The following is a 15,867-nucleotide window of genomic DNA, read 5'->3' on the forward strand; positions in this document are numbered from 1 at the left end:
AATAACAAGCCGGACCCACGCCAATACGAGATAATACTATGCCTATCTTGAACCGGACAGCCGTGCGACAAGCGCGGGCATGACGCGGTCGCACGGAATTTGTTAACCTGGATTCGAAGCCCTGGCAGACCCGAATTGGCGCATTGCCGAGCGCCAGTCGAACATGGTAAATTCGCATCCGAATATTCGCTGAGTTTACTGAGAGGTTCGCCATGCCGTCGCCTCCGCCCTATTCGGCTGACTGGAATACATCGAGCGGAAACTGGTTCGCCGCCGGCAATTGGACCGAGATCGATCCGGTCACCAATGCGATCGTGCATTATGTGCCGGGCGCCGACAATGCGGTGACGCTGAGCTACACAGCCCCCTTCACCGTCGACTACAACGGCGTCGACGAGATCTGGTCGCTGAGCGGCACCAATGCGACGCTGAACATCAATGGCGGCTCTCTCGCCGTCGATCACGACAGCTTCCTCGGCGGCGTGATCAATCTCGCCTCGGGCGCCAGCCTGTCCGCCGCCGCCGGGGCGACGCTGACATTTTTCGGCGGGTCCATCGCCGGAACGTTGGGCGGCGCCGGAACCATTCAGTTTCAATATGGCGACTTCGACCTGAATGCGGGAACGGCGCTGTCGGTCGCAAACCTCATTCTCGGCGTCTACGGCAATGGAACAGTGTCCCGGACGACGCTCGGCGCCAACCTCACCTACGCCGGCCGCTTCACCCAGATCGACTATTCCGGCAATCAGGCGCTGCTGCTGCTCAATGGCCACACGCTGAAGCTCACGGGCGGAGCGACGCTCGACGGGACCATTTCCGGGCCCGGCCGGGTGATCGTCTATGGGCGAGTGGACGAGCCGACCGGCTATGGCGGCAATTCGATCGTGGGCGGGGCGACATTGGAGGCCGCCTCCGGCGCGACGATCACGCAGAACGGCTCCGTCTTCCTCGGCGACGCCTCGAGCAAGGGCACGCTGCGGATCGACAGCGGCGCCACTTATTCGATCGCGACCATCGGCACGATCAACAGCGGCGGGAACAGCCTGCTCATCAACAACGGCCGGCTCGTCGACAAGGCGGTGGGCGCGACGGCGAGCTGGATCAACGGCGGCTTCACCAACAACGGCCGTCTGACCGTCGCGACGGGCGCGACGCTCAATTTCGCTTTTCCCGGCGCCGGGGTGGAGACCTTCGGAGGGACGATCGACGGCGGCGGCACGCTCTCCTTCAGCAATGGCGTCAAAGCGCTCGTCACCTCGACCGCGGTCACGGTCGGCCATTGGACCATAACCGACGGAACGACCGAGCTCGGCGTCGACCTGACCTATGGCGGCGCTTTCAAATTCGAGGCCGCCTTCGGCGTGCTCGACCTCGCCGGACATACGCTGACCTTGACCGGCGCATCGAATTCGCTCGCCGCCCCCTATGGCAATATCAAAGGCGGCGGAAGGCTGAAGATCGCCGGCGCCGTCACTTTCGGCGATTTGGCGGTCGGCTACGACGACGTCGCGACGACGATCGAAGTGGCGGGCTCGGCCAAGCAGACGGCGGGAATTTCCCTTCATGGGACCCTGCAGATCGACAGCGGGGCCAGCTATCGCATCGCCGGCGGATCGATCTCGTCGAGCGGCGCGAGCGGCGCGACGACGATCAACAGAGGAACCATTCTCGACGTCGCGCCCGGAACGAGCCGGATACTCGGCGCATTCACCAATGCCGGCGTGCTCACCATCGCCGCCGGCGCGACGCTCGAGTTCTCCGGCGTGGAGAAATTCGGCGGATCCATCGGCGGCAATGGCGCGCTCTCGATCGGCTTCGGCGCTCAGGCGCGGATCGACACCGCCGATGTGACGGTCGCCAGGCTGATCATCAATGGCGGCAATGGCGGCGGCACGACCACGCTCGGCGTCCATCTGAGCTACGCCGGAAACTTCACCTTCGCCAGTCAGTTCGGAACGCTCGACCTCAATGGGCACAAGCTGACCTTGAGCGGCGTCTCCAGCCTCTCCGGAACCATCGGCGGCTCCGGCAGAGTGAAGGTGACGGGCTCCTCGACCATCGCCGGGCTGACGATCGACCAAGGCTCCGGCGCCGCGACGCTCGAGGACGCCGGATCGATCACTCAGACCGATCCGCTGACCCTCGACGGCGCGCTGCTGATCGACGCCGGGGCGAGCTACAAGATCGTCTCGGCGCCCTACGGCGGCGGCATAAACAATGGCGGCTCGGCGACCATCACCAACAATGGAACCTTCGCCGTTCAGACATCCGGGGCGGCGACGATCCAGGGCTCCTTCACCAACACTGGCGCTCTGACCATCGCCGCCGGGGCGACCGCGAATTTCTCCGGCGTCGAGACTTTCGGCGGATCGATCAGCGGCGCCGGCACGCTCGCATTCGGCTTCGGCGCGCGAGCGACGATCAACACGACGAATGTCACCGTCGCCAATCTCTACATCAATGGCGGCAATGGCGGCGGCGTCGCCAAGCTCGGCGTCCATCTGAGCTACGCCGGAAACTTCACTTTCGCCAGTCAGTTCGGAACGCTCGACCTCAATGGGCGCAAGCTGACCTTGAGCGGCGTCTCCATCCTGTCCGGGGGGAATGTCGCGGGCCCGGGTCGGCTGTATATAACGGGCTCTTCGACCATCGGCGCGCTGTCGCTCGGCAACGGCGCCGCGGTGCCGACGCTCGAGGTCGCCGGGATGGTCGAGCAGAATAATTTTCTCGCGCTGTCCGGCGCGCTCGTCATCGACGCCGCCGGCGTCTGGAAAATTGTCGCCGACACCGGAATCACACTCTCGGGCGCCGGGTCGATCGCCAATTCCGGCTTGCTCGAGAAGACGGCGGGGACAGGCCTCGGCGACATTTGGCTGAACGGCCTCGCCTTCGCCAACGCCGGCACGGTGCTGGCGAAGAGCGGCGCGCTGCGGATCCACGGCTCGCTCGCCAACAGCGGGCTCGCAAAGGCCGACGGCGCGACGCTGATCATCGACGGCGCCCTGACCGGCTCCGGCTCCGCGGCGATCGACCATCAGGGAACGCTGCAGATCGGCGGGGCCGTCGCGGCCGGGGAAGAAATCAAGTTCCTGAGCGCGGCGGGCGAGACGCTCGATCTTTTGACGCCGTCGAGCTTCGCCGGACAGCTGGACGGTTTCGGCGATGGCGATCTCCTGCGGCTGCATGGCGTCGCCGCCACCGCCGCGAGCATCTCGGGCTCGAAGCTGCATGTGACCGCCGCGGGCGGCGTCGCTTATGATTTCACGCTCGCCAACGTCCAGGCCGGCTATTTCACCATCGACGTGCATGACGGCGAGAGCGACGTGCGGCTGACCACCGGCGGCGACGAACTGACCGGCGCCGAGACCGACGACACGATGTTCGGCGGCTCGGGGATCGATATTCTGAACGGCGCCGGCGGCAATGACTGGCTGAGAGGCGGCGGCGGCAAGGACGTCCTCGACGGCGGCGCCGGCGTCGACACCGCCGATTACTCCGACAAGACGGCTTCGGTCGTCGTGACATTGAATGGCGCGACCAACGCCGTGGTGAAGGTCGGCGGCGTCACCGAGGACACGATCCGCAACATGGAGAATATCGCCGGCGGCTCCGGCGCGGATCGGCTGACCGGCGACAACTCGGCCAATTCGCTGTGGGGCGGCGGCGGCGGCGACATGCTGAAAGGCGGCGGCGGCGCCGACACTTTCGTATTCACGCCCTCATTCGGCAAGGATACGGTCGCCGACTTCGCCGCCATCGACAGGCTGCAGATCGATCACACGCTCTTCGCCGATTGGACGAGCCTGCTCTCGCATACGGCGCAGGTCGGGACGAGCACGGTCATCACGCTCGACGCCGCCAACACAATCACGCTGCAGAACTTCGTCGCCGCCGATCTGACTCAATCTCAAGTCAATTTCGTCTAGTGGCGTGCGTCGCCGAATTTGCAGCCTCTCGAGAGCGAGCCTGAAGGCTCGCGGTCCAGGGGCCGCGTTCGGACCGCGAGCCTTCAGGCTCGCTCAAATCGGCTGAATCCACCCACTAGAGCGGCTTGCGCGTGGGGAACGGCGCGACGCCTCACTTATTGCCGGCCTGCAGCGCCGTGAAGCGCACCATCACATCGGTTCCGTCCGCCGGCGGCGAGGCGAGGCGCGCGCGAAAGGCCAGCGTCTCGCCGGGGGCGAGGCGCGCCTTGGGCGGCGTCTCGGTCCAGACATAGCGCTCGCGCCCGTCGGCGCCGCGCACGGAGAGCGCCACTTTCGGCACCCGATTCGATTCCGGCCGCAGATTGACGATCTCGCCCTCGACGGTCAGCACCTTGCGCGAGCCCTCCTCGGCCACCTTGGAGGTGACGGAGCGCAGATCGAGGCCGATGAGATTGACCTTCAGGCCGGCGGCCGAATAGAGCCCCGCGGTCGCGGGCGCGAGGCGAACGATGCGCTCGCGCAGGCCGATCAGGCCCATGGCGCCGATCATCACGGCGATGGCGGCGGCGATCACGGGCAGCCGGCTCGGGCGGCGCTCCTGCCACGCGTCCTCCTCGGGCGGCGGCGCGCGCCAGAGGCGCGCATGGGCGCGCTCCCAATCCTCGAGCGCCGCTTCGGCGCTCGAGGGCTCGTTCGGCCGCAAGCCGTCGAGAGCGGGATAGAAGGGAATGGGACGCTCGCGCATGAGCCGGCCTCCGAGCCGCCGCCGGCGCGCAGAAATCATAACGCCGGGCTACTTCGCCATTAATGCGCGATATGGTTAAGAGCGCGTGAACTGCTAAAGTTCGACCTGTGATTCTGACGCCGCTTCGCGAATGGAAGGCGCCTCTTGCTGAGCTTCGAGGATGTCGGGCTGCGCTATGGGACGGGGAGCGAGATCCTCACCGATCTCAGCTTCACCGTCGAGCCGCGCTCCTTTCAATTTCTGACCGGTCCCTCGGGCGCCGGAAAGACGACGCTGCTCAAGCTCGTCCTGATGTCGCTCGAGCCGACGCGCGGGCGAATCACTCTGTTCGGCCGGGATGCGGCGACGCTACAAAAGGATGAGGTCACCGATATCCGGCGGCGCATCGGCGTCGTCTTTCAGGACTTCCGCCTGCTCGATCATCTCTCGCTCTACGAGAATGTCGCGCTGCCGCTGCGCGTCATCGGCCGGGACGAGGGGAGCTATCGCGCCGAGGTGCTGGAGCTGCTGCGCTGGGTCGGGCTCGAGACGCGCATCACCGCCCTTCCCAGCGTGCTCTCGGGCGGCGAGAAGCAGCGGGCGGCGATCGCGCGGGCGCTGATCGTGCGGCCCGAGCTGCTGCTCGCGGACGAGCCGACCGGCAATCTCGACCCGACGCTCGCGCGAAGGCTCCTGCGCCTCTTCGTCGAATTGCACAAGAGCGGCACCTCGGTCGTCATCGCCACCCATGATCTGGCGCTGATGGACCAATATGAGGCGGCGCGCCGGCTGGTGCTCGCCGACGGCCGCCTGCATGTCTTCGAGTGAGCCGCGCATGATTCGAGCCCTGCTGGCGCGACGGACGACCGTCGAGACGAAGGACGAAGCGACAGCCGTCCCGCTCGACGAGGCGCTGGCGCGCGAGACGCCGCTCGTGCCGACCACGTCGATCGCCGGGCGCTCGCTCGTCATCGTCATCGCCATCATGACGTTTCTCGCCGCGCTCGCCGCCGGCGCGGCGCTGCTCGTCGCCGACGCCAGCGTCGATTGGCGGAGCGAGGTGGCGCGCGAGGCGAGCGTGCAGATTCGCCCGGTCGCCGGCCGCGACGTCGAATCCGATGTCGTTCGCGCGACGGCGATCCTCGTCGCCGCGGAGGGCGTGCGCGACGTCAAGATCTACACGAGAGCGGAGTCCGAGGCGCTGCTCGCGCCCTGGCTCGGCCAGGGACTGGATTTCGCCGAATTGCCGGCCCCGCGCATGATCGTGCTCAAGCTCGTCGAGGGGAAGCGGCCCGATCTCGCCCAATTGCGGCGCGAGCTGGCCGAGCAGCTTCCCAACGCCGCGCTCGACGATCACAGACTATGGGTCGAGCGCCTCGGCCAGATGGCGGGCGCCGCCGTCGTCGTGGCGTCGCTGATCTTCGTGCTGATCGTCGTCGCCGCCGGCCTCACCGTCGCCTTTGCGACGCGCGCCGCGATGGTCGGCAATCGCGAGATCATCGAGGTGCTGCATCTCGTCGGCGCCGCCGACCGCTATATCGCCCGCCAGTTCCAGCGGCGCTTCGTCGCGCTCGGCCTGCGGGGCGGGCTGATCGGCGGCGGCTGCGCCATGGCGTTCTTTCTGCTTTCCGGCTATCTCGCGGATCAATGGCGGGCGACGCCGGGCGGCGACCAGATCGAGGCCATGTTCGGCAGCCTCTCGCTCGGTCCGCGCGGCTTCGCGGTCATTGCCGCGATTTCGGCCGCGGCGGGCCTGCTCACCGGCTTCATGTCGCAGGAGATCGTGTTCCGCCAGCTGCGTCGGCTGCAGTAGGCAGCGGGGTCTCCCTCTGCCCTGCCCCTCCGCCACCGCCCTCTGGACAGCCTTCAGCGGCGCTCACACATTTCGACAATGGTCGCATCGCGCGACGAACAGGGACGAGACGCGCGTGACAGCAGGCCCTCGAGCGCAGAGACGACGGCGATCGACCGCGCCGCGACGCGCGGCGACGCTGGTCCTGTGCGCCGCCGGCTTCCTCGTTTCGGCCTTCGTCGCCGGCTTCATAGGCTTCGCGCTGTCGCTCGAGCGCGCCGAGCCGGTCCTCACGGTGCAAGCCGACGGAGTGGTGGTGCTGACCGGCGGCTCCGATCGAATCCAGGAGGCGGCGGAACTTCTCGCGCGGGGGCAGGCGCGTCGTCTGCTCATAACGGGCGTCAACAAGTCGACGCGCGGCGCGGAAATCGCAAAGCTTCTGCCAGTCTCGCGGCAATTGTTCGATTGCTGCATCGACCTCGGCTATGAGGCGCTGGACACCGCGGGCAACGCCGCGGAGACGCGCGCATGGGCCATGGCGCGCGGGATCGACGGCTCGCTGATCGTCGTCACCTCCAATTATCACATGCCTCGCGCTCTGGTCGAGCTGTCCGCCGCCCTGCCCGGCGTCGAGCTCTATCCCTTCCCCGTGATCAGCCCACATTTGCGAGTCGACGACTGGCTCGAGGACGTGAGCGTCGCGCGGCTCGTCGCGGCGGAATATGTGAAATATCTCTTGGCGCTGGCGCGCACCCGCGTGGCGCGCTCCTCCACCGCTGAGGACTATGGAGGGGCCGGCGCGAGCGCGGTCGCCGATCGACGCGAGCGCGACGCTCGCACGCCGGCGCGCTAGAGCGCTTTCCGATCCAGGGCCCGGGCCGCGCGTCGCCGAGCCCGGGCAAACCTCCTGCCGGTTTCGGCGCCGTCTCCATTGGCGGACGCGGGCCGTGGATGCGACGTTTCGTTCGGCGCCGACGAGCGCGCGCCTGTGAAATTTGGAACGGAGCATCTCAAATGTCCGCGAGTGACGACGCAGGGTTCGCTTTTTCCAGAGCCCCGGCGCTTTCCGCGACTGCGGTCGCCGCTTTCTCCCTCGCGCCGCATCTGTTCCTGCCAGGCCCGGCTTCCCTGGGATTTGCGGCCGTGCTGCTCGGCGTCATCGCCGGCGTCTATTTCGGCTTCGCCATTATGAACGGAACCTTTCGCGACCAGCTGACCGAGCTCGTCGTCGCATCGGGGTTCGGGCTCGCCGCGCTGCTCGGGCTGACGCTCAGTCCCTGGCTTCTGCCGGCGGCCTATATCGGCCACGGACTCGGGCGAAGCTCGGCCTCGTGCAGATCCCTCTATGGTACGTTCCCTGGTGCGCCGCGATCGATCTCTTCATCGCCGTCGGTCTCGTTGTGCTCTGGCGGCTTCACGGCCTGCTGTAGCGTCGGCCGGCGGCGGGGAGCCTCTTGTTCTCGACGCGGACTCCGTCCTATGAACGGCCGCGCCGATGGAAAGGGCCCAAAGCAACGTCAGGTCGTCGTCAAATGCTGTTCCTGCGCTCGCTGCTGTTCAACGTCGTCTTCTTCACCAATGTGATCGTGCTGATGCTGATCTGGCTGCCGGCGCTCGCCATGCCGCGGCATGCGTCGCTCGCTCTCGGCCGGGCCTGGGGGCGCACGTCTCTCTGGTGGCTCGAGAAGATCGTCGGGGTGAAGGTCGAGTTCCGCGGCCTCGAAAATATTCCGAACGGCGCCGTGATCGTCGCCTGCAAGCATCAGTCGATCTGGGACACTTTCGTGCTGCCCCTGCACTTTCCCGATTTCTCCTACATTTTGAAGCACGAGCTGATCTATATTCCGCTGTTCGGCTGGTATCTTCTGGCCGCCGAGCAGATCGCCATCGATCGCGCCAAGGGCGGCCGGCTGCTGCCGCAAATCACGCGCAAGGCGAAGGCTCTGTTCGCGCAAGGGCGGCAATTGTTCATTTTTCCCGAGGGCACGCGCCGGCCCGTCGGCGCGCCGCCGCAATATAAGTTCGGCGTCGCCCATATTTATTCGGAGACCGGCGCGCCATGCGTGCCGGTGGCGCTGAATTCCGGCCTGTTCTGGCCGCGCCGCTCCTTCATCATCCGGCCTGGAACCGTCGTCCTCGAATATCTGCCGCCGATCGAGCCCGGCCTCGACGCCAGGGTCTTTTTCGAGCGCCTGCAGGAGGCGATGGAGACGGCGACCGAGCGGCTGATCGAGGAGGCGGTGGCGCTCGACCCCGCGCTCGGCGAGATCGTCGCCCGCAACCGCGCCGCCGCGCCGACCGCCTGAGCGCTCAGGCCCAGGGCGGGCGAAGGATAAAATCCCCAACCCTCGTCCTGAGGAGCCGCCGCTGGCGGCGTCTCGAAGGACGGCCGTGGGGCAAAATCAAAGGTTTCTCCCCGTTGCCGTCCTTCGAGACGCCCGCTTCGCGGGCTCCTCGGGACGAGGGGTTGGGGAAAAAGTCCTTCTTCCGATTCCCCTGCGGTCAGGCCGCCGCCGCCTTGCCGCGCAGCGGATAATCCGCCTCGACGATATAGGGGCCGCCGCCGACCGAATCGCGCGAGGAATAGAGAACGAATCGCGCCGCCTCGAAGCGCAAGGGCGGAAAATAGCCGCGCGTCCCGAGATAGGCGGCGACCGCCGAGCTCGGCGCGCCGCGCAGCCGCGCCAATGTCACATGCGGCAGGAATTTGCGCGGCTCGGGCGGCGCGCCGAGGCGCCGCAGCAGCCGCTCGTGCTCGGCCTGCAGTTCGGCGAGAGCGGCGTCGGCGCGCGCCTTGACGATGATGGCGCGCGGCTTGACGCCGCCGAAGGAGTCGAGCCGGTCGAGCTGCACCGTCACCGGCGGACGGCGGACGGCGGCGAGCGTCATGGCCACGTCATGCGCCATGGCCTCGTCGACATCGCCGATGAAGCGCAGCGTGATGTGGTAATTTTCAGCGTCGATCCAGCGCGCGCCCGCAAGGCCTCCGCGCAGCATGGAGAGATCGGCGGCCACCCGGGCCGGGATTTCGAGAGCGGTGAACAGTCTCGGCATGGGTCCTCCATCCTGGTCGATCGCGGGCGTAAAGCGTCGCCGATAGCGATTGTCTCGTCGTCGGATGGGCCGCTCGCGGCGGATCGAAGCGGCTCTGGCGGGCGCCTCCTCACGAGTTCGCGCGTCGCGCGCAGCGGAAAACCGGATGTCATTATATCCTGAACCGCGCCTTCGCGGCGCCTCTCTCACAGGCGCCACGCGACTTTTTTTCGGCCTGACGCAAGCTTACACGCGATCGCGATCGCCGGCCTCCGTTCAGCGCGCGGCTCCGCCGGATTTTCCGGCGCGGATTGCGTCGAGTGTGTTTTCGACCACCGGCGCGATCCCTTCGACGATCCGCTCGACGCCCGCCCGGCTCGGATGCAGTCCGTCCGGCAAGGTCATGCCGTCGACGCCCAGAACGCCCTCCAGGAAGAACGGATAGAGCGGCAAGCCGCGCTCGGCGGCGAGAGCGGGAAAGATCGCGTCGAACTCGCGCTTGGTCTCTTCGCCGTAATTGGCGACGCTGACCATGCCGGCGAGCAGCACCCTGATCCCTTTTTCGTCGCAGGCGGCGATGATCTTCTCGAGATTGGCGCGCGTCCGCTTGGGATCGAGGCCGCGCAGGCCGTCATTGGCGCCGAGCTCGAGGATCAGGAGATCGCCGCCCTCCCGCAGCCCATAGGCGATGCGTCCCGCCCCCTGCCCGGTCGTCTCCCCCGAGACGCCGGCGTTGACGACCTTCGCATCATAGCCGTCCTTGCGCAGCCTCCGCTCCAGCGCCGCGGGAAAGGCGGCGTCGGCCGGCAGCTGGTATCCGGCCGTGAGGCTGTCGCCGAAGGCGATGATGCGCAGCGGCTCCGCCGGAGCCGCCTCGGCGCCCAGCAGTCCGGCGCCGAAAGCGAGAAGCGCGGAAATGCGCCGCCCGCTCCTGGAAATCAGCGACGCCTTCGCATAAGTCGGAGCGATGCGGTCGCCTCGCGCGCATCCCGCGTCGGAAATTCTCGTCATCTTCGGAAAGCCTCTTCGTGCAGCCGCCGATCATCGAACTCGAGGACGTCGATCTTACCCTCGGCGCGGGCGCGGCGCGTGCCCACGTGCTGAAAAAAATCAGCCTGACCGTGAACGAGGGCGAGGCCGTCGGCCTCATCGGCCCGTCGGGATCGGGCAAATCCACACTGCTGATGACCCTCGCCGGCCTGGAGCGTCCCGATTCGGGCCGCGTCGTCGTCGACGGCGCCGATCTGACGCGCCTGTCCGAGACTGCGCTGGCGCGCTATCGCGGCCGCCGGATCGGCGTCGTATTCCAGTCCTTTCAGCTCATCCCCGCCATGACGGCGCTCGAGAATGTCGCGGTTCCGCTGGAGCTCGCCGGCCGCGCCGACGCCTTCGCACGGGCGAAGGAGGAGCTGGAAGCGGTCGGGCTCGGCGCGCGGCTCGCGCATTATCCGGCGCAACTCTCCGGCGGCGAGCAGCAGCGCGTCGCCTTGGCGCGCGCGCTCGCGCCGGACCCGGCGATCCTCGCCGCGGACGAGCCGACCGGCAATCTCGATTCGGAGACCGGCGCCGCGATCATCGATCTCATTTTCGCGCAGCAGGCGCGGCGCGGCGCCACTCTGGTGCTGGTGACGCATGACGCCACGCTCGCCGCGCGCTGCGGCCGCGCCGTGCGGCTGCGGTCCGGGCGGATCGAGTCCGCCGAGACGGCCGCGCGCGCATGAGAAGCCCGCGCCTGCCGCTGCCGCTTCGCTTCGCTCTGCGCGACCTTTTGGGCGATCTGCGCGGCTTCGCCGTCTTCATCGGCTGCATCGTCATCGGCGTCGCGGCCATATCCGGGGTCGGCGCGGTCTCGCATTCGCTGACGGCGGGCCTCGCGCGCGAAGGACGGACGATCCTCGGCGGCGACGTCGCCCTCGCCGTCACGTCGCGCCGACTCGCGCCGGAGCAGCGCGCCGTCCTCGAGCGCGCCGGACGAGTCGGCGAAATTGCGCTGGTGCGGGCCATGGCGCGCACGCAGGCCGGCGAAGCCGCCTTGGTCGAGATCAAGGCCGTCGACGGCGCGTTTCCGCTCGCCGGCTCCGTGACGCTCGCGCCGCCGCAGGCCTTGGGCGAAACGCTGGGCGCGAGCGACGGCGCCTTCGGCGTCGCCGCCGATTCGACGCTGATCGCGCGGCTCGATCTCAAGGTCGGCGATCGGCTGAACATCGGCGCCGCCTCCTTCATCCTGCGCGCCGAGCTCGTCGCCGAGCCCGACAAGCTCGCCGGCGGGCTCGCTTTCGGCGCGCGCGTCCTGATGAGCGACGCCGGCCTCGCGGCGACGGGGCTCGACCGGCCCGGCGTCATTTTGCGCCGCGTGGCGCGCGTCGCGCTCGGCGACGGCGCTCGGATCGCCGCGGACGCCGAGGTCGAGCGATTCGTCGGCGCGCTCGGCGCCGCCTTCCCGGACGCCGGCTGGGAGCTGCGCCGGCGCGACGCCGTCTCGCCGCAGTTCTCGCGCAATCAGCAGCGCTTCACCCAGCTCCTGACCCTGGTGGCGCTGACGGCTCTGGTCGCCGGCGGCGCGGGCGTCGCCAACGCGGTCGACGGCTTCGTCGCCCGGAAGCGCGATTCTTTCGCCATTCTCAAGGCGTTGGGCGCCTCGGGCGCGCGCGTCTTCGCCATCGCTTTCACCGAGGTGCTGCTGGTCGCCGCGCTCGCCGTCGCCGGCGGCCTCGCGCTCGGCTCGGCCCTTCCCTTCCTGCTCGCCCGCGCGCTCGGCTCCATCGGCCTGCCCTTCGCTCCTTCGGCCGATCTCCACAGCCTCGCCGTCGGCGCGCTATGCGGCCTGCTGGTGACGCTGATCTTTTCGCTCGGCCCGCTCGGCCGCGCCTATGGGACGCCGGTGGCGCGGCTGCTGCGCGAAGAAACCGAAGCGGCGCGGACCCCTCGCCGATTCGTCGCCGGCGCCTTGGCTTCGGCGGCGCTGCTCGTCGCCGCGGTTCTGGCCTTCTCGGCCGATTTGCGCCTCGCCGCCGCTTATGCGGCCGCGACGGGGACGGCCTTTCTGCTGCTGCGCGGCGTCGCAGCGCTCGCCGTGCTGGCCGCATCCCGCGCACCGCGCTTTGCGAGCCTCAGGCTGCGGCATGCGGTCGCCAACATCCGCCGGCCGAAGAATCTCGCGGCGCCGCTGGTGCTGTCGATCGGACTGACGCAGACGCTGCTCGTCGCTCTCACGCTGATCGAGGCCTCCGTCCACGCCGAGCTCGCGCCGACCGACAGGGCCCGCACGCCGAGCTTTTTCTTCATCGATGTCGCCAAGGAGCAGGCGGCGGAATTTTCCGCCTTTCTCTCCGCCTTCGCGGCCGACGCGCGGCTCGAGCAGGCGCCGATGATGCGCGGGCGCATCGTCGCGGTGAAGGGCGTGCGCGCCGAGACGCTGAAGCCGCCCGACGACATCGCCTGGGCGCTCGAAGGCGATCGCGGCGTGACTTTTTCCGCGGATTTGCCCGGGGGCTCGACGCTCGCCGCGGGACGATGGTGGCGGGCGGACGAGGACCTCGCGGAGGCACCGCTCGTCTCGCTGGAAACGCGCATCGCCGAAGGGCTCGGCCTGTCGATCGGCGACGAGATCGCCGTGAATGTGCTCGGGCGCGAGCTGACCGCGCGGGTCGCCAATCTGCGGCGCGTCGACTGGCGCAGCTTCGGCATTAATTTCGTCATGGTGTTCTCGCCCGCCGCCTTCGCCGACGCGCCCTATTCGCAAATGTACACGGTCGCCTTCGATGCGCGCGACGACAGCCGCGATGCACGGCTGACGCGGGAGGTCGCCAAGCGCTTTCCGATGATCGCCGCCTTGCGGGTGAAGGATGCGCTCGATGCGGCCGGCGATCTCGCCGACCGGCTGACCACCGCCGCGCGCGCGGCGGCGGCGATCGCGATTCTGACGGCGTCACTGGCGCTCGGCAGCGCCGTCGCCGCCTCTCAGCAGACGCGCCTGCGCGACGCCGCGGTTCTCGGCGCGCTCGGCGCGACGCGCGGCTTTCTGACGAGCGCCTATGCGATCGAGTTCGCCCTGCTCGGCGCAGCCGCCGGCGCGGTCGCGGTCGCCGCCGGGACCGGCGCGGCCGCATTCATCCTGGTGAAATTAATGCGGATGGATTTCGCCTTCCATCCATGGGCGGTCGCCGCCACGACGCTCGGAGCGCTGGCCTTCGCCATTGCGCTCGGCCTCGCCGGCAGCTGGCGGATCCTCGGACGACGGCCCGGCGCCGCGCTGAGAGGCCGCTAGACCAGTGGCGTGATTCAGCCGATTGAGCGAGCCTTCAGGCTCGCTCCCGAGAGGCTTCGAATTCGTCGACGCAAGTCCCTAATGCCGCTGGCGCATTTTTCGGGCGATTCGGCCGCTTTTCGTCCCCTCTCGGGCGATTCGAGCGCGTTTTCGGCGGGCGAAACATTCCGCGGGCGAAACTCTTGCCCGCGAGACGCGCAGGCCGTAAAAGGCTCCCTTCGCCAGCGTCCCGCAAGGCTGGACGCGAGACGCTCGCGCTCGCCCTCGAGGATCCCTAGCCGAGAAGATCCGTAGTCGAATGCCTCAATCGCTGCCAGACCGCAGGAAGCCGCCCGTCCCCGACAATGGCGACGTTTCCCTGCCGAACATGTTCGCTTCGCTCGGCGGCGGCGTGGCGGCGGCGGCCGTCTTCGCCGTGCTCACAAAGGGCACGCTGGCCGGCCTGCTGCTGGCGCATCTGTCGCCTCTGCCGCTGATGATCGTCGCGCTCGGCTTCGGACTGCGCCATGGCGTGACCTCGGCCCTGATCGCCACCGGGCTGCTGTCGATCTGGCCCAATCCGGCTTTCGGCCTGACCTACGCCGGCATTGTCGCCATTCCGGCGATGATCGCGTCCTATGTCGCTCTCGGCGCGCCGTTCCGCGGAACGGAGCGGGTCGCGAGCAATCGCGCGGCCACGGCCGTGCTCGGCGCCGGCGTCGCGCTGATCCTTGCCTTCGGCGCCGCGGTCGCGATCGCGTCCGTTCATTTCGGCAACCTCGACGAGGCGCTGAACCCGCTCCGCGCCAAGGCCTATCTGATCATCGAGGACATGCTCCGGGCACAGGACCTCGGCGACCGCGTCGACGCCAAGCATCTCTCCGGCGTCGCGGCATTCGCCTTTCCGGCGACGGTCGCGGCCTATGCGCTGCTGATTCACTCGCTCAATCTCTGGGGCGCCGGCAAGCTGGTGAAGGCCTCCGGCCAGCTCACCGCTCCCTGGCCGGACATCGCCGCCGAATTCACGCTCCCGCGCGTGGTCGCGGCCGCCTTCGTCGTCGCGGCCGCCCTCGCCGCGATCGGCGATCTTCCCGGCGAACTCGCCCTCATCGTCGCCGAGACGCTCGGCCTCGCCTTGGCGCTGCAGGGACTCGCCGTCGCGCATCTGCTGCTGCGCGACGCCAAGATCGGCACTGTGGCGCTGCTCGTGGGCTATTTCACGATCGGCCTGTTCGGCTGGCCGATCCTTTTGTTCACCGCCGTCGGCGTCGCCGACGCCGCTTTCTCCTTCCGCGCCCGCAAGCGGGCGACCGCGCCGCAACGGCGCGGCTGACGGAGAGACGGCCATAGGGGCGGATCCCCTGGAGCGCTTTCCGATCGAACGGAATCGTTCGATCGACCAGAATTCGCTCAAACGGAAAGAATGCTAGAGCGTTATCCGATCCGTTCGGATCGGATAACGCTCCTAGGAGAGACATGAGGAGAAGACGATGGTCGAGGTGATTCTTCTGGAGCGCGTGGCCAAGCTCGGCCAGATGGGCGACACGGTGCGCGTTCGCGACGGCTACGCCCGCAACTTCCTGCTGGCGCGCGGCAAGGCGCTGCGCGCGACGGAGTCGAACAAGAAGCATTTCGAGACGCAGCGCTCGCAGATCGAGGCGCGCAACCTCACCGCGCGCAAGGAGGCCGAGCAGGTCGGCGAGAAGCTCGAGGGTCAGACCTTCGTCATCATTCGCCAGGCGGGCGAGAGCGGCCATCTCTATGGCTCCGTCGCGACGCGCGACATCGCCGATGCGGCGACCGCGGGCGGCTTCTCGCTCGGCCGCAGCCAAATCGAGCTGCAGCACCCGATCAAGGCGCTCGGCCTGCACAGCGTGCCGGTGCATCTGCATCCCGAGATCGAGGTGAAGATCGTCGTCAACGTCGCCCGCTCGGCCGAAGAGGCGGAGCGTCAGGCGCGCGGCGAGGCGGCGACGGCGCGCGAGGAGACGACGCTCGACGATCTCGGCCTCGAGGTCGGCGCGGCGCTGGCCGAGGCCGGCGACGTCGAGCTCTGAAGGCTCGCTTCGAATATAGCCCGAATCAGCGACGGCCGGAGGCGGAAACGCCTTCGGCCGTTTGCTGTGGCGGCGCCGTTGCAGAACTG

The 15,867-nt window shown here is 68.3% G+C and carries 12 protein-coding genes; 9 read left to right on the top strand and 3 right to left on the bottom strand.

Annotated features, from left to right (window positions below; genetic code table 11):
• The first annotated feature begins 212 nt into the window (after positions 1-212).
• Complete coding sequence (locus K3F48_RS07970) at positions 213-3,926, top strand: S-layer family protein (RefSeq protein WP_222574897.1); 3,714 nt, start codon at positions 213-215, stop codon at positions 3,924-3,926.
• 151 nt (positions 3,927-4,077) lie between these two features.
• Here K3F48_RS07970 and K3F48_RS07975 read toward each other — a convergent pair whose 3' ends face one another.
• Positions 4,078-4,671, bottom strand: a complete 594-nt coding sequence (locus K3F48_RS07975) for a DUF3426 domain-containing protein (protein ID WP_222574898.1) — start codon at positions 4,669-4,671, stop codon at positions 4,078-4,080.
• 144 nt (positions 4,672-4,815) lie between these two features.
• On the opposite strand from K3F48_RS07975, the gene ftsE reads away from it, so the two are divergent.
• The 4 genes from ftsE to K3F48_RS07995 all read left to right on the top strand — a co-directional run bounded on the left by ftsE (position 4,816) and on the right by K3F48_RS07995 (position 8,748).
• Positions 4,816-5,478, top strand: coding sequence for a cell division ATP-binding protein FtsE (gene ftsE / locus K3F48_RS07980; RefSeq protein WP_222574899.1), 663 nt, complete (start codon positions 4,816-4,818; stop codon positions 5,476-5,478).
• Positions 5,479-5,485: 7 nt separating this feature from the next.
• Entirely contained in the window at positions 5,486-6,463 is a 978-nt protein-coding gene (locus K3F48_RS07985; protein ID WP_255608646.1) for an ABC transporter permease, read from the top strand.
• 115 nt (positions 6,464-6,578) lie between these two features.
• Positions 6,579-7,295, top strand: a complete 717-nt coding sequence (locus tag K3F48_RS07990; protein ID WP_222574901.1) for a YdcF family protein — start codon at positions 6,579-6,581, stop codon at positions 7,293-7,295.
• 679 nt (positions 7,296-7,974) lie between these two features.
• On the top strand, positions 7,975-8,748 hold the full coding sequence (locus K3F48_RS07995) for a 1-acyl-sn-glycerol-3-phosphate acyltransferase (protein WP_222574902.1): 774 nt from the start codon (positions 7,975-7,977) through the stop codon (positions 8,746-8,748).
• 196 nt (positions 8,749-8,944) lie between these two features.
• Here K3F48_RS07995 and thpR read toward each other — a convergent pair whose 3' ends face one another.
• Positions 8,945-9,496, bottom strand: coding sequence for an RNA 2',3'-cyclic phosphodiesterase (gene thpR / locus K3F48_RS08000; protein ID WP_222574903.1), 552 nt, complete (start codon positions 9,494-9,496; stop codon positions 8,945-8,947).
• 255 nt (positions 9,497-9,751) lie between these two features.
• Positions 9,752-10,486, bottom strand: a complete 735-nt coding sequence (locus K3F48_RS08005) for an arylesterase (RefSeq protein WP_222574904.1) — start codon at positions 10,484-10,486, stop codon at positions 9,752-9,754.
• A 17-nt stretch (positions 10,487-10,503) separates the two neighbouring features.
• On the opposite strand from K3F48_RS08005, the gene K3F48_RS08010 reads away from it, so the two are divergent.
• From K3F48_RS08010 to rplI, 4 genes are all read left to right on the top strand, one after another.
• Complete coding sequence (locus tag K3F48_RS08010; RefSeq protein WP_222574905.1) at positions 10,504-11,196, top strand: ABC transporter ATP-binding protein; 693 nt, start codon at positions 10,504-10,506, stop codon at positions 11,194-11,196.
• A complete protein-coding gene (locus K3F48_RS08015; RefSeq protein WP_222574906.1) occupies positions 11,193-13,742 on the top strand; it encodes an ABC transporter permease in 2,550 nt (849 codons plus the stop codon). The genes K3F48_RS08010 and K3F48_RS08015 overlap by 4 nt, the downstream gene beginning before the upstream one ends.
• A gap of 298 nt (positions 13,743-14,040) precedes the next feature.
• Positions 14,041-15,054: a DUF2232 domain-containing protein gene (locus K3F48_RS08020; protein WP_255608649.1), complete on the top strand. Its 1,014-nt coding sequence runs from the start codon at positions 14,041-14,043 to the stop codon at positions 15,052-15,054.
• A gap of 157 nt (positions 15,055-15,211) precedes the next feature.
• The gene (rplI, locus tag K3F48_RS08025; protein ID WP_222574907.1) at positions 15,212-15,778 is read left to right on the top strand and encodes a 50S ribosomal protein L9; all 567 of its coding nucleotides are present in this window, start codon (positions 15,212-15,214) and stop codon (positions 15,776-15,778) included.
• Positions 15,779-15,867: the final 89 nt, after the last annotated feature.

Origin of the sequence: Methylosinus sp. Sm6 (assembly GCF_019802345.1) — a bacterium.
Classification (GTDB): domain Bacteria; phylum Pseudomonadota; class Alphaproteobacteria; order Rhizobiales; family Beijerinckiaceae; genus Methylosinus.